The sequence below is a fragment of the Pseudomonas sp. AK106 genome (assembly GCF_053903055.1).
Genome location: NZ_CP096426.1, coordinates 5,557,007 through 5,579,104, shown reverse-complemented (window position 1 = coordinate 5,579,104; position 22,098 = coordinate 5,557,007). Strand labels below are relative to the sequence as shown.

Genomic DNA, 22,098 nt, shown 5'->3' with positions numbered 1-22,098 from the left:
GGGATGCGCGCTGCCTACTGTTCCACGGTTACAAAATTGCTGGCTCATTGATCGGGCTGCTTTCACTTCGCCGCCTTCGCCCCAGGCAAATACTTGCGTCGAATCCGCTCCAGCTCGCCCGATTTGTTCAGACTGTCGATCGCGCTGTTGATCTGCGGCAACCACGAGGCGTATTGCGGCTGGAGCTTGAACACCAGCGGCGCTTCGCTGAGTCGTGCGCCCTGGACGAACTGGCCGGGATCCAGGTCATGGGCCGAAGTTACTTCATCAAAGATGTCGTCGACCATGGCGATGGCATCCACGCGCCTGCTCTGGAGCAACTTGATCAGCGCTTCATCTTGCGATGTTTCCAGCCGGCTCAAACGGCGCTCCTCGATCGCCGGGTCCAGTGCCCGATAGTTGTAGCCCCGAACCATGCCGATCGTGAGGTGCTCCAGTTGAGCGATGGTCTGGCCGCGGGCAGGGTGATTGGCCAGAAAGTACAGGTGCTCTTTGACCGTGGAATAGGGCTTGGAGAACACGTATCGACGTTGCTCCTCGGGGCTGTTCCAGATCAGCGCGTCGGCAAAGTTGATATCGATCTCGCCCTTGCGCAGCATCGCCTGCAGGCGGTTGACCGGGTAGATCACGAAGGTAACGTCAATGTTTGCCAGTTTCATCACGCGCCGCGCGATGTCGATGGAGATCCCTTCCAGGTGACCGTCCTTGTCTTCATAGGCATACGGCTTCGACTGAGCTCCGCCCGCGACGTACGGTTCAGCCACTGCTGGCAGCATGAGCAGCCCAAGCAACCCGCCAACGATGAATCTTCCTCGAAGCCCCATACGTTCCTCCGGCAGTGTGTCTGCCCAAGGTCGTAAAATAGCAGTAAGACATGTCCAGTAAATGTCGTATTGCCACTATCTGGTTCTGCAGCACATAAAAAAACCGCGCTGACAGGTCAGGCGGGTTTGCACAGGTGCGGTCGTCAGGCGTCTGGACTTAGGCGAATGACTTTTGGAAACTCCGTCAGCGTCAGTCGGGCCGAGCAACGCTGGGCATCGCACACCCACTGCTGCGCGGAGTCGGTCATGCCTTTATCCGGCGTTTGCGTATCGAGGATGCGCACCGGTTTATTTTTCATGGCCGCGGCGCTGATGCTGACTTCGTGTTCGCGACCGCTGACCCACGCCACCATAATCCGCTCGCGGCCATTGCTGAATGCCAGTTGGAAGACGCCGTCGGACTGGAGGCTGTTTGCCGGCTCGTAGTTGAAATCAGGCAGATAAGGGCTGATGGCCTTGAGCACCGAATAAGCCGGTTTAGCGCGAAGATCGGCATCAAGCAGGCCGAAGTTGTGCTCCTGCTCGGTGCGGTTGGTGCCATCGTTGATCAGGTCATACCACCACATGCCTTTGACGTTCGGCAGCGTGCGAATGAGGAAGTACGCACGCGCCAGGTACGCAGACTGGCGCTCGGCGCTGACGCCGCAATTGCCATTGTGGCTCGGCCAGCTCATCTCGGTCAGATACAGCGGCACCGGCCTGCCGACCTTGGCGCTGATTCGACGGTCCAGATCTCGCATCCAGCCGACCCAGCTCTCCGGCGTGTTGCGGTAGCTGCCTTCGCAGTGCACATACGGGTGCAGCGAGAGGCCATCGGCGTACTTCATCACCCCTGCAGCCAGGATGCGGTCAACGAAGCCACTCTTGATGCCCATGCTCGTTACGGCACCGGCGAGTACGAGCGCCTGGGGGTTATTCTTGCGAATGATCGGTGCCGCGTCCCGGACCAGCGTCACGTAGTCATTGCTCAAGCGCGGATCGGCCGGGCCGTCCAGGTCCCACTCGTTCCAGACCTCATAGAACCTGACCGGATTGCCCAACTGGCGAGTGAGGTAGTCCACGTATTTCAGGTACGGAATCTTGACCTCAGGCTTGCGGGGCTTGGCGCCGCCCTGATACGAGCTGCCGTAGCCGAGAATGACCATCGGGGCAAGATTCAGCCCCTTGGCAGTGCTCAGCCATGCGCGCCACGGCGCAATGATCTGCATCTGACCCCGTACAGGTTCGGCCGTAGACCAGAAGGCGTCATCGCGAATGGACGTGACGCCAGCCGCTTTCGCCATCTGAAGACTGCGCAGCGGTTGCCCGGCGTTATTCATCGAATGGGTGGCAACGCCTACGATAAAAGGCTCGGCCATGGCGACATTGGCAGCGCACAGGGCGGCCATCAGTGCCAGGCCGCTCAGGCCGATGCTGCGAAAGCTCATAGGAGTGCCTCAGTCAACTCAGGCCCGGCAGGCCATTCCACGTGGGCAACTCATGGGACTTTGGGGCCGGTTGTCTAACCCGCGATTTCATGGCCAGCGCATGGCCGATTGCCATGCCCAGGAACATGTTGGCGAGGGTAACTTCCAGCGTATCGGTCGTCCAGCTGACAATGCAGATGCAAAAACCCGTCACCAGCAACGCCTGGCCGTAACGGCTGACGCTGTCGGCCAGGATGAAAAACAACGGGAGGTGCAGGGCGTAGAGAAACAGCCCGACCAGCCCAAACGTCGCCCACAGGTAAACCACGGTGCTGTCGGTAACCATGAAGATGTCGGCGCCGGGAACCGGGAAGGCGGCCACGGCACTGCCAACCAGCCCGAAGCCAACACCGGTGAGCGTTCGATCATCGTCCATCAGCGTCCGAATCACGTTGGGCCAAGTGTTGATCAACCGGTCATAGATAGATGCCAGCGAACTGGTGGCCGAAATTGTGTTGGCATCGAAGTCAGTCATCATCGCCACGAAGGGCAGCGACATGCCGAGTACGACCGCGACAACGATGGTCGCCCGTGCTGTCCAGCGAAACCGCAACATCAGCAGCAGGCCGGTACCGCCAATGAATGCCAACGCTGGCGCCTTGCTGGTGGTCAATATCACGCCGGCGAGGCCGATCACGCAGACTGCCAACCCGAGCAACTTCGAGCGCAGGGTCGCCATCAGGTACAGGCTGAGAACCGAGATGATGATGGCCAGTGAACTGGAGATTCGCGCAAATCCGGCCGGGCGGTCCATGTCTTCGGAGGTCCATGCGGTGTTGGCGCTCAGCTCGGTGCCGCCGACGGTGTAGCTGTAGCCCTTCCACGGCAGACTGACGTACCGGTCGAGGGCAATCCCGCCCAGCGAAGCCAGCAGGCACAAGGCAATCGCCCACATGAACAGGCGCTTGTGGCGAATGATCTGGTCACCGCAGGCGATCCCGAACAGCAGCGGGCTGATCCCGTACAGCGCAAATGCGAAGTTCCCGGCCTGGGCGCCATTCAGCGCTGCCCATGCCGCCGACAGCAACAGCACCAGCAGGCTCAGCCAGACCCCCGGCCCGGCTTTGAAGCTGCGCAGCTCCAGTGCGAAGAACAGCAGACACGCGACCTTCGGGGCATAGAGCAATACGGAAATGCCTGCCTGATCCAGATAGAAACGCAGAGCCCCGTTGAAGGTCTCGACCAGCATCAGGCTGATCGCAACCAGCACGACTGCCGTGGATTTATCGAATGACAGCAAAGAAGGTTTTTCAACGTAAGCGGGGGAAGTCGACATCATGTGCAGCCCCTCGGGAGCATTTGTACGTGTGATAAGCGTCAGCGTGCGAGCAGGCCGCCGGGCGGAAAAGCTACTGCCCGGATGAGCGGCAATGGCCGTCGATGGCATGCAATCGCGATGATTTTTGAGAGTCGCAGCGGGGGAGGAGAAGGGCGTTTCGGTCCCCTCGCAAACGGCACGACAGGGATATATCAGCCGCAGATCGCGGGGCTGTCAATCAATTAGTCAAATTTACGGACATATTTAGTGGTGGCTAAATATCATAAATCTTAAGTCATTGATTGTTATAGCGGATAGAAAATTGACGCTGTTAAAAAGAGAAGAAATCCGGGTATGGCGATAGCTTTCTATGACTCATTTTCGTTACAAGTGCGACGCATTCACCGCTGAATATTCAGCGGCGAATACGCCGTCTTGCGAGCAAGCTGAATGCCGCTACGCCATTAGCTGATCACACTCAGGTGTAGCGGCGCTTGTCCGGTGCGGGAGGAAAATACTGATACAGCCAGGTTTCACTCAGCGTGCGGTCACCGGTTTTGATGAACATGCGCATCTCCACCGGCTCCACGGAGTCGCTGGTCGGGTACCAGTCGAACGTCACGCGGAAACCCTTGATGTCGGGCAGTACCAGCACATTGAAATCCTGGATTTTGCCGTGGGACACGGTGACCACCGGCTCGATGCCCGAACCTTCCGGCAGTCGGTCCAGCCCGCCGCCGTTGAAGTCCACGGCAAAGCGCCGCGCCCAGACTTCCGGGTAGTGTTCGCCCGGCGCCCAGCCTTCGATGAACCCGCCCATGCCTGAACGCGTCGCGTGCACTTGAGCCAGTGGTGTGCTGACCGGAGGCAGCGGGCTCCAGTAAAGCTTGTAGCCATAATTCATCGACATGCCGGCCTTGACCGGCACTTTCGGGTTCCAGAACGCGACGATGTTATCCAGGGTTTCACCCGTGGTCGGCAGTTCCAGCAAATCGATTGAGCCCTCGCCCCAGGCCGTCGTCGGTTCGACCCACAGGCTCGGCCTGCGGTGGTACCAGTCCACGGTGTCCTGGTAGGTCTTGAAGTCATGGTCGGTCTGCACCAGGCCAAAGCCTTTCGGGTCTTTATCGGCGAAGGCGTTGAACTGGATCTTGGCCGGATTATTGAGCGGGCGGCAGATCCATTCGCCATTGCCGCGCCACATCGCCAGCCGGTCGGAGTCGTGGATCTCCGGGTGAAGGGTGTCGCACATGCGGCGCTCGTGTGTGCCGCAGCTGAACATGCTGGTCATGGTCGCAATGCCCAACTGCTCGATGTCGGCTCGGGCATTGATGTGCGCATCGATGTCCATCACCACGCGGTCGGCCTGGCAATCGATGTCGAAGCGGTACGCGCCCGTCGCGCTGGGAGAGTCCAGCAGCGCGTAGACCACAAAGCGCGTGGCGTCTTTGGTCGGTTTCTCGAACCAGAATTGCGTGAAGTCAGGGAATTCTTCGGGGCGATGGGCGTAGGTGTCGATCGCCAGACCCCGCGCGGAAAGACCGTATTGCTTGTTGCTGTCGATGGCGCGGAAGTAACTGGCGCCCAGGAATGACAGAACGTCGTTGATGGCGATCTCGGGGGCTTTGAACAGCTTGAACCCGGCAAAGCCCAAGTCGCCCTTGAGCTGACTCTGGTCGATGCGACTGGCTTCGTAGTTGAACAGCTCAGGGCGGAAATGCACTTCACGCGCCTGCTGGGTCGCCGGGTCGACGCTGTACATGCGCACCGGCGTCTTGAACCCTGCGCCGACGTGGAAGAAATGCACGTCCAGTTGGCCTTTCACGTCGTTCCACAGTGAGTGACCGGCGTCGTACTTGATCGCATTGAACTGCTGAGGCGTCATGTTCGCCAGGGTAGGCGGCAGGTTCTGCTTGGTGCTGACGTAAGGCTTGCCGGCCATCTGTTTGGCGTTGTCCTGCAAGGTCTTGAAGTCAAAGTGTTCGATGTCGCCATCGGCCGCCGCAGCCAGCGCGCGTGCCGCATAAAGACCTGAGGCGGGCAGCGCGCTATAGGCTGCCAGCGCCATGGACGCTTTCAAGAGATTCCTGCGATTCATATGGTGAAGCCTCTGAAGATGCTGTGCCTTCCTGCACAAAAAAGTGCGCTTTCCCAATCCTTGCTGAACGCAAATTACCAACAAACAGATAACAATCTCGGCATCTTGTTCGCGCAACGGGGAAAAAAATCGTTTCAGGGCACAACCTGTTTTGCTTCAGCGTCTTGCTCGCGCGGCCGATTTTGGCCGCGTACTTCAAGCCTGCGTGGTATGTCCCCCTACGGCCATTGCCGCTTGGCGCAGCGCCTCGGACCTTGTCGGATGGGGGTGGCAGGTCAGGGCGATGTCTTCAGCAGAGGCCGCGAACTCCATCGCCACGCAGTACTCGGCGATCATCTCGCTGACGCTTGGGCCGACGAGGTGTACGCCAAGAATCTCGTCAGTGCGCTCATCCGCCAGCACTTTCGCGAAGCCGTCCGTTTCGTGATTGACCCTGGCGCGGCTGTTGGCGCTGAACGGGAATTTGCCGACTTTGTAAGCGCGACCTTCCTCCTTCAGTTGCTCTTCCGTCTTGCCGACGCTGGCCAGTTCGGGCTGGGTGTAGATGACATTGGGGATCAGGTTGTAATTCAGCTCACCCTTCTTGCCAACAATGCGCTCGACACACACGCCGGCTTCGTCCTCCGCCTTGTGCGCAAGCATCGCGCCGGACGTGACGTCGCCAATCACCCAGATGCCCTCCACCGCCGTGCGATGCCCCGTGTTGGGCAGGACGCCGCGCTTGTCTACTTCCAGCCCGACGGTTTCCAGGCTCAGTCCTTTCGTCACCGGGCGACGGCCGATGGACACCAGCACGTAGTCCGCTTCGATCTGTTCGGCTTCGCCTCCGGCGGCGGGTTCCACGGTCAGGGTGACGCCGGTTTCCGCGGCGACGGCAGAGGTGACCTTCGAGCCGAGTTTGAACGCCATCCCCTGACGCGACAGTGAGCGATGCAGCGTCTTGCCCGCCTCAAGGTCGGTGCCGTGGGCGACATGGTCGAGAAATTCGACCACCGTCACCTTCGCCCCCAACCGCCGCCAGACCGAGCCCAGCTCGAGACCGATGACCCCCGCGCCAATCACCACCAGATGCCTGGGCACTTCGCTCAACGACAGCGCGCCGGTGGAATCGAGAATACGTTTGTTGTCGATGGTCACGCCTGGCAGGGGCGTCGGCTCGGAGCCGGTGGCAATGATGATGTCCTTGGCGGTCAGCTCGGTTTCGACACCTGCAGCATCGGTGACGATGACCTTGCCGGGCCCGGCGAGGCGGCCCCAACCCTTGATCCACTCAGCCTTGTACTTGCGAAACAGAAACTCGATGCCCTTGGTCAGGCCTGTCACGCTTTCAGCCTTTTGCGCCATCATCCGGGTCAGGTTCAGTGTCGGCGTGACCTCGATGCCGAGCTTCTTGAATTCCTCGCCCGTCGCCGCCTCATACAGCTCCGAGGCGTGGAGCAACGATTTGGAAGGAATGCATCCTACGTTCAGGCATGTGCCGCCCAGCGTTTCACGGCCTTCGATGCACGCCACTTTCAGGCCTTTCTGGCCCGCATGGATCGCCGCGTTGTAGCCGCCGGGGCCGCCGCCGATGATGACAACGTCGTAGTGACTCATGAACGTACTCCTCGAGGAATCCAGCAATGGAGGGAAGCGTAGCCGTGTCTGGACAAATGTCGTGCGTCACTTGGAAGGCTTAAATGATGGCTGTAATATTTCTCCCCGGGCACTTCAAAGTCAAGTGCGTGGCCCCGGCGCTATTCCTCGCGCATCTCGCAGGACCGGCTTAGCGGGGAAGGCGCCTTCGGTTTGGTCGGGGATGTGAGCCAATGCGACTGCAGTGAATGTTCACCTGTCTGCTGGCTGTCTGACCCCGCATTCAGGGCTGCGCAAATGAATAATCAGACGAAAATTTCACGACTTCTGTTATATCGTAACGCCATGTGTCAGCGTGGCTGTAAGCAGTGCCACGCAACGCCTGCGAGCGGGCGGGAGGGGTGATGATTACAGCGTTAAACGGGCTTTGGAGTTTCAATGCGGGTTGATCTGGATGATGAGGGCGCTGCACCGTCAAGCCTGCCACGGTTTCAGCGAGCGGCTGTGCAATCGCGGCGTCTTTCACGGCTGACGTATCTGACAGGAGCGGTGGGCGTCATCGGCCTGGTGGTGTCGCTTTTTGTTGACCTCTTTTCTCCCAACTCGCTGTGGACGGCAGTGCTGACCAACAGTGCCGCGAGCCTGCTCGTGCTGGCGGCGGCATTGCAGTCGGCGCACGTGGTCAGCCAGTGGCGCGCCGACGTCATCGCACCCCCTTCCGCAGCGGCTTCTGACGATGAAGCGCTGCTTCACACCGAAGAGCAGGGCTGGTACGACCGCGTGCTCGGCCGCATCAGCGGCGCCGGCACCTCAATGGTCGGCCAGGTTGGATTGCCGGTGTTCTGGCTGGCGGGCTGGGCGTTGCTGTCGCTGATCAGTATTGGCCTGATCTGGAACCTTGCTTTGGCAGGCAGCAATGTCGGCCTTGTCGGCAACGTGGTCGGCGGCCTGCTGCTGTTGATCGGGTTTGCGCTGCTGGTGCTGGAGCGGCAATTCAGCAATGAGTCCGAGGCAGGTTGGCCAGAAGCCGAGCAGTTGGCGCAGATCACCAAGGTCGCCATCGGTACGCTGCTGATCACGGCGTTCTGCCTGTTTTTCTCCTCCGTCGATCGCGTATGGCCCGCCCGGCTTGCGGTGTTGATTGGCCTGTTGCCTGGGCTGGTCGCCATCGAGTTACTCATCCGCGCGTTCTTGTCCGTCTTCAGCCCGCGCAATGAGCGTCTAGAGCCGCGCTTGATCGCCAGCAGCTTCGTCGCCGGTCTGTTGCGCTGGCCACCACGCCCGCTGCTCGCGCTGCAAAACGAATTGCACAACCGCTTCGGCATCGACCTGCGGCAGATCTGGGCGTTTACCTACATGCGCCGCGCCTTTCTGCCGGTGATGGCGGTCATCGTCGGTTTGGGCTGGTTGCTGAGCGGCGTTCACGAAATTCCCATGCAGGGCCGTGGCATTTACGAGCGGTTTGGCAAACCGGTTGAAGTCCTGGAGCCCGGTCTGCATGCCGGTTTGCCCTGGCCGTTCGGAACAGTACTGGCGGTGGAAAACGGTGTGGTCCACGAGCTGGCGACCAGTGTCGCAGAGGGGGCGGGCGCCGAGCAGACCCTTGACCCTGCCGAAGGCCCGCCGCCTGCCATTGCCAACCGGTTATGGGACGCCACGCATATCAATGACAAGTCGCAAGTGATCGCCAGCGGCTCCGGTGCCAAGCAGAGCTTCCAGATCGTCAACATGGACGTACGCTTTGTGTATCGCATCGGTTTGACGGACGAGGCTGCACTGGCCGCAACGTACAACAGCGCCGACATCCCCAGTCTGATTCGCAGCACCGCCAGCCGTGTGCTGGTGCACGATTTCGCCTCGCGCACCCTCGATGAATTGCTCGGTGAGCAGCGCAATGATCTGGCGGCTGACATCGGCGATGCCGTACAGCGGGACCTGAAAAAACTCGACAGCGGCGTGGAAATTCTCGCGACCGTGGTCGAGTCGATTCATCCACCAGCCGGCGCAGCCAATGCCTATCACGCGGTCCAGGCCGCACAGATCAGCGCCCAGGCACTCATTGCCCGGGAGCGTGGCGCGGCGGCCGATCAGGCCAATGTGGCGCAATTGCACGCCAGCATGGCCCTTGACCAGGCGGCCGCGAGTTCGCGGGAAGTCATGGCAACGGCGCAAGGTGCTGACTTGCGTTTCAGCGCCGAACGACAGGGCTACGCCAAAGCGGGCCAGGCGTTTCTTCTGGAGCAGTACTTCACTCAGCTGACCCAGGGGCTGACCCACGCCAAATTGCTGGTGCTGGATCATCGGCTCGGTGGCACCAGCGCACCGACCATCGATCTGCGTTCCTTTATCCTCCCGGTCGACCCCGCAGCGTCGACCCCGTCAGCTGAACAGCCCTCGGCTGAATAAGGAGTCGTCTCTTGAGTCTGTTTCATTCCCACGATCATCACGACCATTCCGGTCACGACCACGCAGGCCATGGTCATGGCGGCCACCATCACGGTCATCACCATGGCCAAGCCTCCGGCCCTGCTGTCTTTCCGTGGCGTCGTGCTGCGTTGGCAGCGGTGCTGATTGCCTTCGCGGTCGCGGCGGCGAGTCTGGTGCAGGTGCGCTCCGGCGAGGCGACGGTCATCACGCGCTTCGGCAATCCGGCGCGGGTGCTGCTCGATCCCGGCCTGAGCTGGCGCTGGCCGGCGCCATTCGAAGCAGCGATCCCCGTCGACCTGCGTTTGCGCACCACCTCAAGTGGCTTGCAAGACGTCGGTACCCGTGACGGCCTGCGCATCATCGTTCAGGCGTACGTGGCCTGGCAGGTGCAGGGCGATCCGGACAACGTGAAGCGCTTCATGCGCGCCGTGCAAAACCAGCCGGACGAAGCGGCCCGGCAGATCCGCACCTTCGTCGGCTCGGCGCTGGAAACCACCGCCGCGAGTTTTGATCTGTCGAGCCTGATCAACACTGACGCCAATCAGGTGCGCATCGCCGATTTCGAAAACCAGCTGCGTCAGCAGATCGATAAGCAACTGCTGACCACCTACGGGGTTCGCGTCCTGCAAGTGGGTGTTGAACGTCTTACGTTGCCGTCGGTAACCCTCAACGCGACGGTCGACCGCATGCGCGCCGAGCGCGAGACCATCGCCACCGAGCGCACCGCCATCGGCAAACGCGAGGCGGCGCAGATCCGCTCTGCCGCCGAACGCGACGCGCGGATTGTCGAGGCCGACGCAACCGTGAAAGCCGCCGACATCGAAGCGCAATCCCGCGTTGAAGCGGCGCAGATTTACGGTCGCGCCTACGCCGGTTCACCGCAGCTGTATAACTTGCTGCGCTCGCTGGACACCCTCGGCACCGTGGTGGGGCCGAGCACCAAACTGATTCTGCGCACCGATGCCGCGCCGTTCCGTGTCCTCGTGGACGGCCCGCCGACCCTGGATGGCAAGGCTGGAACGCAGCCATGACCGAGCAAGACGCGGCGCATATCGAGCGGCCGGTGGTGAACAGTCCATGGCTGCAGGCCAGCCGGCTGGCGTTTTTGGGGCTGTATGTCGTGACCCTGCTGGCAGCGCTCGGCTGGGCTGTCTCCAATGTGCGGGAAATCGACCCACAGAACCGCGCCGTGGTGTTTCGCTTCGGTGAGATGGACCGCGTGCAGAACGCCGGTTTGCTGCTGGCCTGGCCGCAGCCGTTTGAGCAAGTGGTGCTGTTGCCTTCTGCTGACCGCGTGATTGAGCGCCATGTCGAAACACTGATGCGTTCACCCACTGCGTTGGCGGCCGACAAGATCACCAGTTTTGCGACGCCGATGAGCGACGCACTGGCAGGTTCGGGTTATCTGCTTACGGGCGACGCCGGTGTCGTACAACTCGACGTGACGGCGTACTACAAAGTGACGGACCCACGGGAGTTCGTGCTCCAAGGCGAACACGTGCTGCCGGCACTGGACCGTCTGGTCAATCGCAGCGCCGTCAGCCTCACGGCGGCGCGGGATCTGGACACCATTCTGGTGGCGCGTCCCGAGCTGGTGGGCTCTGATAGCCAGTCTGCCGAGCGTCGCGAACGCCTGCGCGGCGATCTGGTGCAGGGCATCAATACGCGGCTTGGCGAGCTTACGGCCACTGGCGTGGGTCTGGGCGTTGAAGTCGTGCGTGTCGACGTGCAGTCCAGTCTGCCGGCTGCGGCGGTGAATGCGTTCAACGCGGTGCTGACTGCCAGCCAGCAAGCCGATCAGGCCGTGGCGAACGCGCGCACGGACGCAGAGAAACTCAACCAGACCGCTAATCAGCAGGCCGACCGCACGCTGCAGGTCGCCCACGCCCAAGCGTCTGAACGGCTGGCCAAGGCGCAGACCGACACCGCAGCAGTGACCGGCCTGGCGATGTCGATCCAAAACAAGAGCGATCCCGGATTGCTATTGCGGATCTACCGCGAGCGGGTGCCGGCCATCCTGAAACAGGCGGGTTCAGTGACCACGGTCGACCCCCGCGACGATTCCCGCCTGATCATTCAGGGAGCTGACAAATGAGTGGCGAAGCCGTACACAACCATTCCCACGACCCTGCTCACCCGCATGCCGAGCCCGACGCGCCCGGCAGCATGCTCACCAGCCGTGAACAGCGCAGCGCAGCCCGACAGTTGACGCTGGCGATGCTTGCCCTCGGCCTGCTCGCGCTGGGGCTGGTGTGGCGATTTTTCTCGCCCGAGCAAGTCGGCGTCAGCCAGTTGCTGTTGGGCGCCGCCTCGCTGTTGGTCGCCATCCCGGTGGTCAGCGCCGGCTGGCACAGCTTGCGGTACCCCAGCCTGCACGGCATTACTGACCAATTGATCGCACTGGCCATGCTGGGCGCGTGGGCGACGGGCGATTTGATGACCGCCGCGTTGCTGCCGATCATCATGATTTTCGGCCACGTGCTGGAAGAGCGCAGCGTGATCGGCTCCCAGGAAGCCATTCAGGCATTGGGCCGTCTGACTCGCAGCCACGCTCGGCTGATCGATAAGGATGGCTCTGTCCGCGAAGTCGACAACGGTACGCTGGTGGCCGGTGATCGCGTCGAAGTGCGCGCCGGTGACCGTGTCCCGGCCGACGGCTTGGTGGTCTCGGGGCAGGCCAGCCTCGATACGGCGCCCATCACCGGAGAGTCGGTTCCGCTCGAAGCGCGCGCCGGCATGGAAGTCTTCGGCGGCGCGATCAACCTCGACGGGCTGCTGCGCATTGAAGTGACGCGCATTGGCAACGAGTCGACCCTGGGCAAGGTCATCGCACTCATGCAAAGTGCCGAACGCTCCAAACCGCCCATCACTCGCCTGTTGGAAAAGTACGCGGGCAGCTACATGGTGCTGGTGCTGCTGATTGCGGCCGTGACCTGGTTCATCACCAATAACGCCCAGGCCATGCTGGCGGTATTGGTCGCTGCCTGCCCTTGCGCGCTGGTGCTGTCAGCGCCGGCGACAGCCATCGCCGGTATTGCAGTCGCCGCGCGTCACGGCATTTTGATCCGCAGTTCGGCTTTCCTTGAAGAACTGGCCGACCTCACTTCACTGGTCGTCGACAAGACCGGCACGCTGACCTACGGCAGTTTGCGTCTGCAATCGGTTCAAGCCGAGGAGGGCGCGGGCGACGACGTCATTGAGCTGGCGGCAAGCCTGGGTTCGGCGAGCAGTCACCCGGTCAGTCGCGCGCTGGCCACGTTGGTGGACAAGGATCATCTGCTCCCACTGGACGACATTCGAGAGCGCCAAGGGCTGGGCGTCGTTGCGCAGACCGCGCGGGGTGAAGCCGCCTTGGGGCGGCCTGAGCTGTTCGCGCAGATGGGCATCGCGACCTCGCCGATCCCCGATCACGATGGCCCGATTGCCGGGCTCGCGGTCAATGGCCACTTCCTGGCCTGGCTGCTGCTGGCCGACAGCCTCAAGCCCGAGGCGCGTCAGGCGCTCAGTGAACTGCGCGAACTGGGCATGGGTCGGCAGTTACTGCTGACGGGGGATCGCCAGAGTGTCGCCGACAGCCTCGGTCAGGAGGTCGGCATCAGTGATATCCACGCTCAGGCGTTGCCCGAGGACAAGCTGAATCGGGTGCTGAGCGAAATCAAAAAAGGCTTTCGCCCGATGGTCGTCGGCGATGGCATCAACGACTCCCTGGCGCTCAAGGCCGGAGTGGTTGGCGTGGCGATGGGCGCGGGCGGTGCCGATATCGCGCTGGCCTCCGCCGACATCGTGTTGATCGGCAGTGATCTGCGCCGGCTGGGCACCTGTGTGCGGCTTAGCCGTCAGTGTCGCCACACCCTGCAAGTGAACGTGATCATTGGACTGGGCTGGACGCTGGCCATTGTCGCCATGGCGGCTTTCGGTGTGCTGGGTGCCGCAGGCGCCATGATCGCGGCGGTTTTGCACAACCTCAGCACGCTGCTGGTGCTGGGTAATGCTGGGCGACTGCTGCGTTTCCACGAGCCCATCGCGAAGTTTCACAATCCTTCCTAAGCCATATTCCCCGGCGCCTGCATCGAAAGCGCCGGGTTAGAGGGCTCCCCTAAGTATTAAAATTCGCTTGAGCTTTGAAGAACTCTGTTACAAATTAAGTTCAGTCTCGTTCGGGGTGCTCCATTTGCAGGCGTCACATTGGCTCGAATTCTGGGGCACGAGGTTGTACCCGTTGTAGATTCGTCGTCGTTCAAACAAGCCGATCGCCTGACGGCTCCTGGTCTGGAGCCGGTTATGGACTACCCTTTTCCATGTAGCTGGATCAGGGGGATTTCATATGCTCGCGCAACTTCCACCGGCGTTACAGAACCTTCATTTGCCGCTGCGTCTCAAGCTCTGGGACGGCAACGAGCTCGACTTGGGAAATGATCCCCGCGTCACGATCGTGGTTAAAGACCCGTCCCTCGTTTCCGATTTCACCCACCCGAGTCTGGGCCTTCTGGGCAGCGCCTTCGTTGAAGGCCGGCTTGAGCTGGAAGGGTCAATCAGCGAAGTGGTCCGGGTGTGCGACGAGCTGACCAAAGCGCTGGTAGACGAGGGCGATGACAATCTCCCGGTGCGCACCGAGCACGACAAGGCCACCGACGCCGCGTCGATTTCCTACCACTACGACCTCTCCAACGACTTCTACCGCTTGTGGCTGGACCGGGAGATGGTCTACTCCTGCGCCTACTTCAAGTCCGGCAACGAGACGCTCGATCAGGCGCAGCAGAACAAGTTTCATCACCTGTGCCGCAAGCTGCGCCTCAAACCGGGGGAGTACCTGCTCGACGTGGGTTGTGGCTGGGGAGGGCTTTCCCGCTTTGCCGCGAGTGAGTACGGCGTCCGAGTGTTCGGCATCACGTTAAGCCGTGAGCAACTGGCGCTTGCCCAGGAGCGGGTGCGCGCGGACGGTCTGCAGGACCGTGTCGAACTGCAGCTGCTCGACTACCGGGATCTGCCCAGGGACGGCCGCTTCGACAAGGTCGTCAGCGTTGGCATGTTCGAGCATGTCGGCCACGCCAATCTTGAGCTGTACGCAAAGTGTTTGTTCGGTGCGGTGAAGGAGGGCGGTCTGGTGATGAACCACGGCATCACCGCCAAGCACACCGACGGGCGACCTGTCGGGCGCGGCGCAGGAGATTTTATTGATCGCTATGTGTTTCCCAATGGTGAGCTGCCGCACCTGTCGATGATCACCGGATTCATCAGCGAGGCCGGGCTGGAGGTGGTCGATGTGGAAAGCCTGCGCCTGCACTACGCCAGGACGCTGGAGCACTGGAGCGCCCGTCTGGAGGAGAAGCTCGACCTCGCCGCTGCGATGGTGCCGGAGCAGGCACTGAGGATCTTCCGGTTGTACCTGGCTGGTTGTGCGTATGCGTTTTCCAAGGGCTGGATCAATCTGCACCAGATTCTGGCGGTCAAGCCGCATGCGGATGGCAGCCATAATTTGCCGCTGACCAGGGACGATATCTACGCGTAATTGCTAAAACTTGTGGGAGCGAGCTTGCTCGCGAAGACGTCGGTACATCCATCGAATCATCGGCGGTTGAAATACCGTCTTCGTGAGCAAGCTCACTCCCACACTTGGCGTACTGCTCAATCACATCTACAGAATCGGCGAAATCAGCCTGGCAACGCGCATTCCCAACTGCTGAAGGTGATGGGTCTCTTTGCTCTCTTCACTGGAGATTTCGTGGGAGAGGGCGAAGTCGTCGATCAACATGGTTTCGACCTCGCGTGCGAAATCCTCATCCACGGTCAAGAGCATGAGTTCGAAGTTGAGCCGGAACGAACGATTGTCCAGGTTGGCGCTGCCGATCGCCGAGATCGCGTTATCCACCAGCACCACCTTCTGGTGCAGGAAGCCGGGTTTGTAGCGAAAGATGCGAACGCCTGCGCGGACGGCTTCAAACGCAAACAAGCTGGAGGCGGCATAGACCGTGTAGTGATCTGGACGCGACGGCAGCAGCAGGCGCACATCCACGCCGCGCAGGACCGCCAATCTCAGCGCCGCCGACACTGCTTCATCGGGAATGAAATAGGGTGTGGTGATCCAAACCCGTTCGGTCGCCGCATGAATGGCTTCGACGAAGAACAGCGAGCAGGTTTCCTGCGCATCGGCCGGGCCGCTGGCAAGTAACTGGCACAGTACGCCGTCTTCCGGGTAGCTGTCGGGCAGGATCAGCGGGGGGATTTCACGAGTCGCCCAGAACCAGTCCTCGGCGAACGATTCCTGCAAGCACGCCACGACAGGTCCGACAACGCTAACGTGAGTGTCGCGCCATGGCGCCAGCGGCGGCTTGAGGCCGAGGTACTCATCGCCCACGTTGTGCCCGCCAACGAAGCCTTTGATGCCATCCACCACGACGATCTTGCGGTGGTTACGGAAGTTGATCTGGAAGCGCGTCAGCCAGCCGCCCCGTGTGGCAAAGGCCTTGATCTGAACGCCACCGGCACGCAGTTTGTCGATGTAGCGCGCCGGTAACGCATGGCTGCCGATGCGGTCGTAGAGCACATGAATCGCTACGCCTTCAGCGGCTTTTTCCAGCAACAGCCCTTGCAGTCGGCGACCGAGATCATCGTCATGGATGATGAAAAACTGCACGAACACCACTTCCCGGGCGCTTTTGATGGCCTCGAAAATCGCACCGAATGTTTCATCCCCGTTGATCAACAGCTTCACTTCGTTATTCGCCAGACACGGCATGCGGCCCAGTTTTGGCATCGCGCGCAGCGAGCGATAAGCGTCCGAGCGCCGCGCGGCCACCGCCTCTTCAATCCATGGCTTCCAGTTGAAGTCGGCGATCGCTGTGCGCATCTCGGTGTTCGCCTGACGCCGTGCTTTGATGTAGGCATCGAACGTACTCCGCCCGAAAACAAGGTACGGGAGGAGGGCGACATAAGGGATGAAAATGAGGGGCATCGCCCAGGCAATAGAGCCCTGAGCAGTACGTACGGTGAGTAAGGCGTGGATTGCTGCGACAATGCCCAGCAGGTGAGTGAAACCCAGCAAATAGCCAAAGAAATACGGGCTGTGGTAATCCATGCGCAACCTTGTGCTAGAAGCTTATTGGTGTCTAACAGACCACACTGCACCAGGATTGTCGCTATTTTATTGCGGGTGCAACTGGCTACCCGATCTGCCGTCTAACCGTCATCGTTCAGTGGCTTGCAAGCAGGCCGCATCAAGATGCCCAAGAGTAATAAAGGAACCCGATTCATGAAAAAGCGTGTACTGGCGTTGATGGTTTGTCTGACTGCCCCCTTCGCCCAGGCGCAGGTGTTGCAGCCGGGGCTGTGGGAGTTGAGTTCTAGCAACATGCAGGTCGACGGTCAGCAGATGCCGGACCTGCAGGTGATGCTGTCCCAGCTGCAAATGATGGCGCCGCAGCAGCGCGCTGCCATGGAGCAAATGCTGGAAAAACAAGGCGTTACTCTGGGTGGTAAGGGCGTACGTATTTGCCTGACCCAAGAGCAGGTCAAGAATGAGCAGATCCCGCTGACCGATCCGAAGTCGGGCTGCACCCAGCAGATCACCGAACGTACCGGCGCTACCTGGAAATTCAAGTTCAGCTGCCCTCGCGCTCAAGGCACCGGCACTGCACAGTTCCTGAGTGACCGTGAGTTCAATACCCACGTCATTGGCTCCTTCAACGCTACAGGGCAGCAGCAGAACGGCAGCATGGACACCCGAGCTGTTTGGCTGGGCCAGCAATGCGGAACGGTAAAACCGAGAACCTGATTCACAATGTTCCATAAGCGCCCTGACTTGTCAGGGCGTTTTTGTTGGTGCAGACAGCGGGTCGTGTTCCACGTGGAACATGGTGTTGTTTCACATGAGCTTTTCCGCCTTAGGCGTTGATGAGGCTCACTAAAACCCCGCCGATCTTATAAAAAGCTTCATCTTCGTCCGATAGCCCGGCTGTTATATTGTAACTATCGCCCTCCATCTCTGAGCCGGGATGCTCAACGCCATCGGAACGTGCCATGCACCGACGTCAAATGCTGCTCAACATGCTTTTGGCCAGCGCCGCCTTTGCGCTTCCATTCTCAGTCAACGCGACGCAGATCCGAAACGCTCGACTGTGGCGTTCCGATAGCAAGCTGCGTCTGGTGTTCGACCTGAGTGGCCCGGTGCAGTACAAGACCTTCACGCTCAGCGCGCCCGAGCGGATCATCATTGATGTCAGCGGCGCGCGGCTTGAGGGCAACTTCAGTCAGCTGGCGCTGGAAAACACGCCGATCAAGTCCATTCGTTCCGGCCACTTCGGTCAGAGCGATACGCGCATCGTGCTCGACCTGACATCCCCCGTGCAGATCAACAGCTTCCTGCTGGGTCCCGATGGCGCGCAAGGCAACCGGCTGGTTCTTGATCTGGGGCATGACGTACTTGCCCGTCCGCCGGTGCAGTTGGCTGCAGCCGCACCGTTAGCGAAGGAGCCTCTCGCTCAGTCCGCGGGAAGGGACCGTTCCAAGCGCGACATCATGGTGGTCGTCGACGCAGGCCACGGCGGCAAAGACCCTGGCGCCGTCGGCTCGAAGGGTGAGCGGGAGAAAGACGTCGTGCTGTCCATCGCGCAGTTGCTCGCCAAGCGTTTGAAGCGCGAAAAGGGTTTTGATGTGCGCCTGGTTCGCAATGACGACTTCTTCGTTCCGCTGCGCAAGCGCGTGGACGTCGCGCGCAAATACAACGCTGACATGTTCATTTCGGTCCATGCCGACGCAGCGCCCCGTTTGACGGCTTCCGGCGCGTCGGTGTTTGCCTTGTCGGAGAACGGCGCGACCTCCGCGACAGCGCGCTTCATGGCCCAGCGTGAAAACGGCGCCGACCTGATCGGCGCGAACAGCCTGTTGAACCTGAAAGACAAGGATCCGATGCTGGCCGGTGTGATTCTCGACATGTCGATGAACGCCACGATCGCCGCGAGTCTGGATCTGGGTCACACCGTACTGGGCAGCCTGGAAGGGATCACGACGCTGCACCAAAAGCGCGTGGAACAGGCCGGTTTTGCGGTGCTGAAATCACCGGATGTCCCATCGATTCTGGTCGAGACCGGCTTCATCTCCAACAGCCGTGACAGTCAGCGCCTCGTCACCGCGCGTCATCAGCAGGCCGTGGCCGATGGTTTGTTTGATGGCATGAAGCGCTACTTCGAGCGCAATCCGCCAGCAGGGTCATATGTGGCTTGGCGCCAAGCGCAAAAGGCGAATGAGGCGTTGGTCTGACGGACTAAATCATGAGGCAGAATGTGCAAGTTCGCTCTCATCAAACTTGACACCACTGCAGATGCACCTGGCTGAACACCCATTGTGGGAGCGCCGAGGAATCGGGGTCACCGACAGCCCATCACTCGGTCGCAGGTAATCTTGGTCCGGCTCCCGCTTGAACTGGACACCCGACTGATCGTCGTCCACCCCACTTTCCGGGTATAACCCACCCACGTCTCGCCGTCCGATGCCAGCCCGGTAAAAAACGTCAGCGAGCCATAACGGCTGTTGGTCTGCGCCCAGCGGCGCTTGCCCACGCTTTCGAAGCCGCGCACGAACATCGTCTTCCCTGCCACCGCCACGCTGTACGTGTTGTCGTCGGCATCGGTGCAGGCCAACAGCGTCGCAGTGCGCGTGCACAACGACTTGTCCAGCCTGGGCGAGGGTGGCAGGGCGAACGCCTGCGTACTCAGCACCAGCGAACACCCTGCCAACAACCCAAACCACCGCGTCATGAAGCTGCCTTCAAAAAAGATTAGCGCCTTTGTATCGTTATACTATAACGTAAAAAGCGATCACAACCGTACTCTGGTGAAACCTTCATGAACCGCCTTCCCGTTACCGTTCTGTCCGGCTTTCTTGGCGCGGGCAAAAGCACGCTGCTGAACCACATTCTGCGCAACCGCGAAAACCTGCGCGTCGCGGTGATCGTCAACGACATGAGCGAGATCAACATCGACGGGAGCGAAGTTCAGCGGGACGTCAGCCTCAATCGGGCGGAAGAAAAACTGGTAGAGATGAGCAACGGCTGCATTTGCTGCACCCTGCGCGAAGATTTGCTGGAAGAGGTCAGCCGGCTGGCCCATGAAGGCCGCTTTGACTATCTGCTGATCGAGTCCACGGGCATTTCCGAGCCGCTTCCCGTGGCGGAGACCTTTACCTTCCGTGATGAACAGGGCCGGAGCCTGGCCGATGTTGCCCGTCTCGACACGATGGTGACGGTGGTCGATGGCCTGAATTTTCTGCAGGACTTCAACGCTGCAGAAAGCCTGGCTACACGTGGCGAGCCCCTGGGCGAGGAGGACGAGCGGGCGATCACTGATCTGCTGATTGAGCAGGTCGAGTTCGCCGACGTGATCCTGATCAGCAAGATCGACCTGATCAGCTCTACCGATCGCCGGGAACTGATGGCCATTTTGCGTCGCCTCAACAGCCAGGCGGAGATTCTGCCCATGGTCATGGGCGCCGTGCCCCTCGGTAAGATTCTCGACACGGGCCGTTTCGACTTCGAGCGTGCGGCGCAGGCACCGGGCTGGCTCAAGGAATTGCGTGGCGAACACGTGCCGGAGACTGAAGAGTATGGCATCGCATCCACGGCTTATCGGGCGCGTCGGCCCTTTCACCCCCAACGCTTTTTCGACTTCCTGAATGCGCCGTGGGAAAACGGCCGTCTGCTGCGCTCGAAGGGGTTTTTCTGGCTCGCCAGCAAGCACGAGGACGCCGGCAGTTGGTCCCAGGCCGGCGGCTTGATGCGTCATGGTTTCGCCGGTCGTTGGTGGCGCTTCGTGCCCAAAGCGCAGTGGCCGCAGGATGACGAAAGCACGCAGGTGATCATGCGCAGCTGGGAGGCGGAGACCGGTGATTGCCGTCAGGAACTGGTGTTCATCGGTCAGAACATCGACTTCGGTCGGCTGGCTGCCGAGTTGGATGAATGCTTGCTGACCGACGCCGAGATGGCGGCCGGCGTCGCGTGCTGGCGCTCGATGCCTGATCCGTTCGGCGACTGGTATGGCGACGCGGCCTAAAACCCGTCCGACTTACTGCGTTTTCCAGATGCCTTTGCTCTGCTGCTCGCAGAACGGTTTGAGAAACGCCGCGTCGCTGGCCACGCCGTAATAGTGAATGTTCTGCCGATAAGGCATATTGGCCACCTGCGCGTTGCTGCACTGGCCAAATGAACCGGAAGGGCACTGTTCCGAATACGTGACCTCGGTTTTCTGATCCTTGAGCTGGGGTTTGCAGAAGCCGTCATGGAACAGGTCTGGGGGAATGTTCAGGTTTTCCTGACAGACCTTGACATCCACTCGGTCGCCTTGGCTGTGTACAACGCACGACTCGGCCCAGACCTGCGCCGACGTCATCGCCAGCAGCGCCCACGCCAGCCCTATGGGCAGCCTGATTATTCGCATCAATTACCTCCGTCAGCGCTCACTTCAGGAGCGAACTCAAGAATGGCCGACATGCTGCAGAACATCCCCACTCATGTCATTGCAGGCCCTTTAGGTGCTGGCAAGACGAGCCTGATCAGGCATCTTCTCAAGCAGAAACCTGCGCACGAGCGCTGGGCTGTGCTGATCAATGAGTTCGGCCAGATAGGCCTGGATGCGGCACTGCTGACGACCGGCGACGATGGTATCGCACTTGGTGAGGTGGCTGGCGGTTGCCTGTGCTGCGTCAACGGCGCGCCTTTTCAGGTGGGGCTCGGCCGGTTGTTGCGCAAGGCCCGACCGGACCGCCTGCTCATCGAGCCCTCCGGGCTGGGGCATCCGGTTCAGTTGATCAAGCAACTACATGAAACGCCCTGGATCGGCGTGCTGGCGATCCAGCCCAGTGTCATGGTGCTCGACGCCCAGGCGCTCGCCCAGGGCAAAACGCTGCCTGACACCCAGCAAGACGCCCTGGCGCAGGCGGGCCTGTTGGTGTTGAACAAGTCTGATGGACTGGACGCGTCGACGCGAACGGCGATTACAGATGGACTGCCTGTTCGGCCGCTGCGCTGGACTGATCACGGCGCGTTGTCTCTGAATGCGTTGCCCGGCATCGACGTCAACGCTCACGCTGGCTCCGACAATCCGGCCATCCCCCGGTCATTGGCGCAACTCCCCGCAACGTGGTCGGACCCGATGGCGCCGGTGTGCCTGAGCCAGCAACAGGCGGAGGGCTGGAGCATTGGCTGGCGCTGGCACCCTGAGCGGGTATTCGATGCGGCAAAGGTGCAAGGCTGGCTGCAACCCTTGGGCTGGCGGCGCGCCAAGCTGGTTATCCACAGCGAGAAGGGGTGGATCTCAGGCAATGCGCTAAACGGGAGTTCGCTGGAATGGACGTCGAGTGAGTGGCGCAGAGACTCTCGCCTTGAGCTGATCTTCGAGAAGCCCCAGGACGAGGCCGCTTTGCAGACAGCACTGGCGGCCTGTCTGCTTTAAAGCGAGTTAT

General features: G+C 60.8%; 17 protein-coding genes. 9 read left to right on the top strand and 8 right to left on the bottom strand.

What is annotated here, in order from left to right; all coding sequences use genetic code 11:
* Nucleotides 1-62: 62 nt before the first annotated feature.
* The 5 genes from M1E04_RS24515 to lpdA all read right to left on the bottom strand — a co-directional run bounded on the left by M1E04_RS24515 (nucleotide 63) and on the right by lpdA (nucleotide 7,242).
* Nucleotides 63-824, bottom strand: a complete 762-nt coding sequence (locus M1E04_RS24515; protein ID WP_296305920.1) for a substrate-binding periplasmic protein — start codon at nucleotides 822-824, stop codon at nucleotides 63-65.
* A gap of 143 nt (nucleotides 825-967) precedes the next feature.
* Nucleotides 968-2,251, bottom strand: coding sequence for a hypothetical protein (locus M1E04_RS24510; protein ID WP_296305918.1), 1,284 nt, complete (start codon nucleotides 2,249-2,251; stop codon nucleotides 968-970).
* A 13-nt stretch (nucleotides 2,252-2,264) separates the two neighbouring features.
* The gene (locus M1E04_RS24505; protein WP_296305915.1) at nucleotides 2,265-3,569 is read right to left on the bottom strand and encodes an O-antigen ligase family protein; all 1,305 of its coding nucleotides are present in this window, start codon (nucleotides 3,567-3,569) and stop codon (nucleotides 2,265-2,267) included.
* Between the two features lie 457 nt (nucleotides 3,570-4,026).
* Nucleotides 4,027-5,646: a glucan biosynthesis protein D gene (locus tag M1E04_RS24500; protein WP_065988095.1), complete on the bottom strand. Its 1,620-nt coding sequence runs from the start codon at nucleotides 5,644-5,646 to the stop codon at nucleotides 4,027-4,029.
* Nucleotides 5,647-5,841: 195 nt separating this feature from the next.
* Nucleotides 5,842-7,242, bottom strand: coding sequence for a dihydrolipoyl dehydrogenase (gene lpdA, locus M1E04_RS24495; RefSeq protein WP_065988096.1), 1,401 nt, complete (start codon nucleotides 7,240-7,242; stop codon nucleotides 5,842-5,844).
* A 417-nt stretch (nucleotides 7,243-7,659) separates the two neighbouring features.
* On the opposite strand from lpdA, the gene hflK reads away from it, so the two are divergent.
* The 5 genes from hflK to cfaB all read left to right on the top strand — a co-directional run bounded on the left by hflK (nucleotide 7,660) and on the right by cfaB (nucleotide 15,157).
* Nucleotides 7,660-9,627: a protease modulator HflK gene (hflK, locus tag M1E04_RS24490; RefSeq protein ID WP_456292171.1), complete on the top strand. Its 1,968-nt coding sequence runs from the start codon at nucleotides 7,660-7,662 to the stop codon at nucleotides 9,625-9,627.
* An 11-nt stretch (nucleotides 9,628-9,638) separates the two neighbouring features.
* A complete protein-coding gene (hflC, locus tag M1E04_RS24485; protein WP_192130610.1) occupies nucleotides 9,639-10,679 on the top strand; it encodes a protease modulator HflC in 1,041 nt (346 codons plus the stop codon).
* The gene (locus M1E04_RS24480) at nucleotides 10,676-11,743 is read left to right on the top strand and encodes an SPFH domain-containing protein (RefSeq protein WP_192130611.1); all 1,068 of its coding nucleotides are present in this window, start codon (nucleotides 10,676-10,678) and stop codon (nucleotides 11,741-11,743) included. The genes hflC and M1E04_RS24480 overlap by 4 nt, the downstream gene beginning before the upstream one ends.
* Before the next feature lie 71 nt (nucleotides 11,744-11,814).
* A complete protein-coding gene (locus M1E04_RS24475) occupies nucleotides 11,815-13,695 on the top strand; it encodes a cation-translocating P-type ATPase (protein ID WP_456293235.1) in 1,881 nt (626 codons plus the stop codon).
* Nucleotides 13,696-13,972: 277 nt separating this feature from the next.
* A complete protein-coding gene (gene cfaB / locus M1E04_RS24470; RefSeq protein ID WP_296305907.1) occupies nucleotides 13,973-15,157 on the top strand; it encodes a C17 cyclopropane fatty acid synthase CfaB in 1,185 nt (394 codons plus the stop codon).
* Nucleotides 15,158-15,283: 126 nt separating this feature from the next.
* Here cfaB and cls read toward each other — a convergent pair whose 3' ends face one another.
* Nucleotides 15,284-16,723, bottom strand: a complete 1,440-nt coding sequence (gene cls / locus M1E04_RS24465) for a cardiolipin synthase (protein WP_065988111.1) — start codon at nucleotides 16,721-16,723, stop codon at nucleotides 15,284-15,286.
* A gap of 174 nt (nucleotides 16,724-16,897) precedes the next feature.
* Between cls and M1E04_RS24460 the strand changes: the two genes are divergently transcribed.
* Complete coding sequence (locus tag M1E04_RS24460) at nucleotides 16,898-17,419, top strand: DUF3617 domain-containing protein (RefSeq protein WP_065988113.1); 522 nt, start codon at nucleotides 16,898-16,900, stop codon at nucleotides 17,417-17,419.
* A gap of 245 nt (nucleotides 17,420-17,664) precedes the next feature.
* Complete coding sequence (locus M1E04_RS24455; protein WP_192130614.1) at nucleotides 17,665-18,903, top strand: N-acetylmuramoyl-L-alanine amidase; 1,239 nt, start codon at nucleotides 17,665-17,667, stop codon at nucleotides 18,901-18,903.
* Between the two features lie 107 nt (nucleotides 18,904-19,010).
* Here M1E04_RS24455 and M1E04_RS24450 read toward each other — a convergent pair whose 3' ends face one another.
* Nucleotides 19,011-19,400, bottom strand: coding sequence for a glutamine synthetase (locus M1E04_RS24450; protein WP_065988119.1), 390 nt, complete (start codon nucleotides 19,398-19,400; stop codon nucleotides 19,011-19,013).
* A gap of 87 nt (nucleotides 19,401-19,487) precedes the next feature.
* On the opposite strand from M1E04_RS24450, the gene zigA reads away from it, so the two are divergent.
* A complete protein-coding gene (gene zigA, locus M1E04_RS24445) occupies nucleotides 19,488-20,690 on the top strand; it encodes a zinc metallochaperone GTPase ZigA (RefSeq protein WP_456292170.1) in 1,203 nt (400 codons plus the stop codon).
* Between the two features lie 12 nt (nucleotides 20,691-20,702).
* On the opposite strand, the gene M1E04_RS24440 is transcribed toward zigA, so the two are convergent.
* Nucleotides 20,703-21,074 (bottom strand): NADH:ubiquinone oxidoreductase, encoded by a 372-nt coding sequence (locus tag M1E04_RS24440; RefSeq protein ID WP_192130616.1) that lies wholly within the window; start codon nucleotides 21,072-21,074, stop codon nucleotides 20,703-20,705.
* Nucleotides 21,075-21,125: 51 nt separating this feature from the next.
* Here M1E04_RS24440 and M1E04_RS24435 point away from each other — a divergent pair, with 51 nt between their 5' ends.
* Nucleotides 21,126-22,088, top strand: a complete 963-nt coding sequence (locus tag M1E04_RS24435) for a CobW family GTP-binding protein (protein WP_192131004.1) — start codon at nucleotides 21,126-21,128, stop codon at nucleotides 22,086-22,088.
* Nucleotides 22,089-22,098: the final 10 nt, after the last annotated feature.

What these genes read in the sequence shown, in the direction of transcription:
- M1E04_RS24515 (WP_296305920.1), bottom strand. Translation starts at nt 824, where the DNA reads ATGGGGCTTCGAGGAAGATTCATCGTTGGCGGGTTGCTTGGGCTGCTC.
- M1E04_RS24510 (WP_296305918.1), bottom strand. Translation starts at nt 2,251, where the DNA reads ATGAGCTTTCGCAGCATCGGCCTGAGCGGCCTGGCACTGATGGCCGCC.
- M1E04_RS24505 (WP_296305915.1), bottom strand. Translation starts at nt 3,569, where the DNA reads ATGATGTCGACTTCCCCCGCTTACGTTGAAAAACCTTCTTTGCTGTCA.
- M1E04_RS24500 (WP_065988095.1), bottom strand. Translation starts at nt 5,646, where the DNA reads ATGAATCGCAGGAATCTCTTGAAAGCGTCCATGGCGCTGGCAGCCTAT.
- lpdA (WP_065988096.1), bottom strand. Translation starts at nt 7,242, where the DNA reads ATGAGTCACTACGACGTTGTCATCATCGGCGGCGGCCCCGGCGGCTAC.
- hflK (WP_456292171.1), top strand. Translation starts at nt 7,660, where the DNA reads ATGCGGGTTGATCTGGATGATGAGGGCGCTGCACCGTCAAGCCTGCCA.
- M1E04_RS24480 (WP_192130611.1), top strand. Translation starts at nt 10,676, where the DNA reads ATGACCGAGCAAGACGCGGCGCATATCGAGCGGCCGGTGGTGAACAGT.
- M1E04_RS24475 (WP_456293235.1), top strand. Translation starts at nt 11,815, where the DNA reads ATGCTCACCAGCCGTGAACAGCGCAGCGCAGCCCGACAGTTGACGCTG.
- cfaB (WP_296305907.1), top strand. Translation starts at nt 13,973, where the DNA reads ATGCTCGCGCAACTTCCACCGGCGTTACAGAACCTTCATTTGCCGCTG.
- cls (WP_065988111.1), bottom strand. Translation starts at nt 16,723, where the DNA reads ATGGATTACCACAGCCCGTATTTCTTTGGCTATTTGCTGGGTTTCACT.
- M1E04_RS24460 (WP_065988113.1), top strand. Translation starts at nt 16,898, where the DNA reads ATGAAAAAGCGTGTACTGGCGTTGATGGTTTGTCTGACTGCCCCCTTC.
- M1E04_RS24455 (WP_192130614.1), top strand. Translation starts at nt 17,665, where the DNA reads ATGCACCGACGTCAAATGCTGCTCAACATGCTTTTGGCCAGCGCCGCC.
- M1E04_RS24450 (WP_065988119.1), bottom strand. Translation starts at nt 19,400, where the DNA reads ATGACGCGGTGGTTTGGGTTGTTGGCAGGGTGTTCGCTGGTGCTGAGT.
- zigA (WP_456292170.1), top strand. Translation starts at nt 19,488, where the DNA reads ATGAACCGCCTTCCCGTTACCGTTCTGTCCGGCTTTCTTGGCGCGGGC.
- M1E04_RS24440 (WP_192130616.1), bottom strand. Translation starts at nt 21,074, where the DNA reads ATGCGAATAATCAGGCTGCCCATAGGGCTGGCGTGGGCGCTGCTGGCG.
- M1E04_RS24435 (WP_192131004.1), top strand. Translation starts at nt 21,126, where the DNA reads ATGCTGCAGAACATCCCCACTCATGTCATTGCAGGCCCTTTAGGTGCT.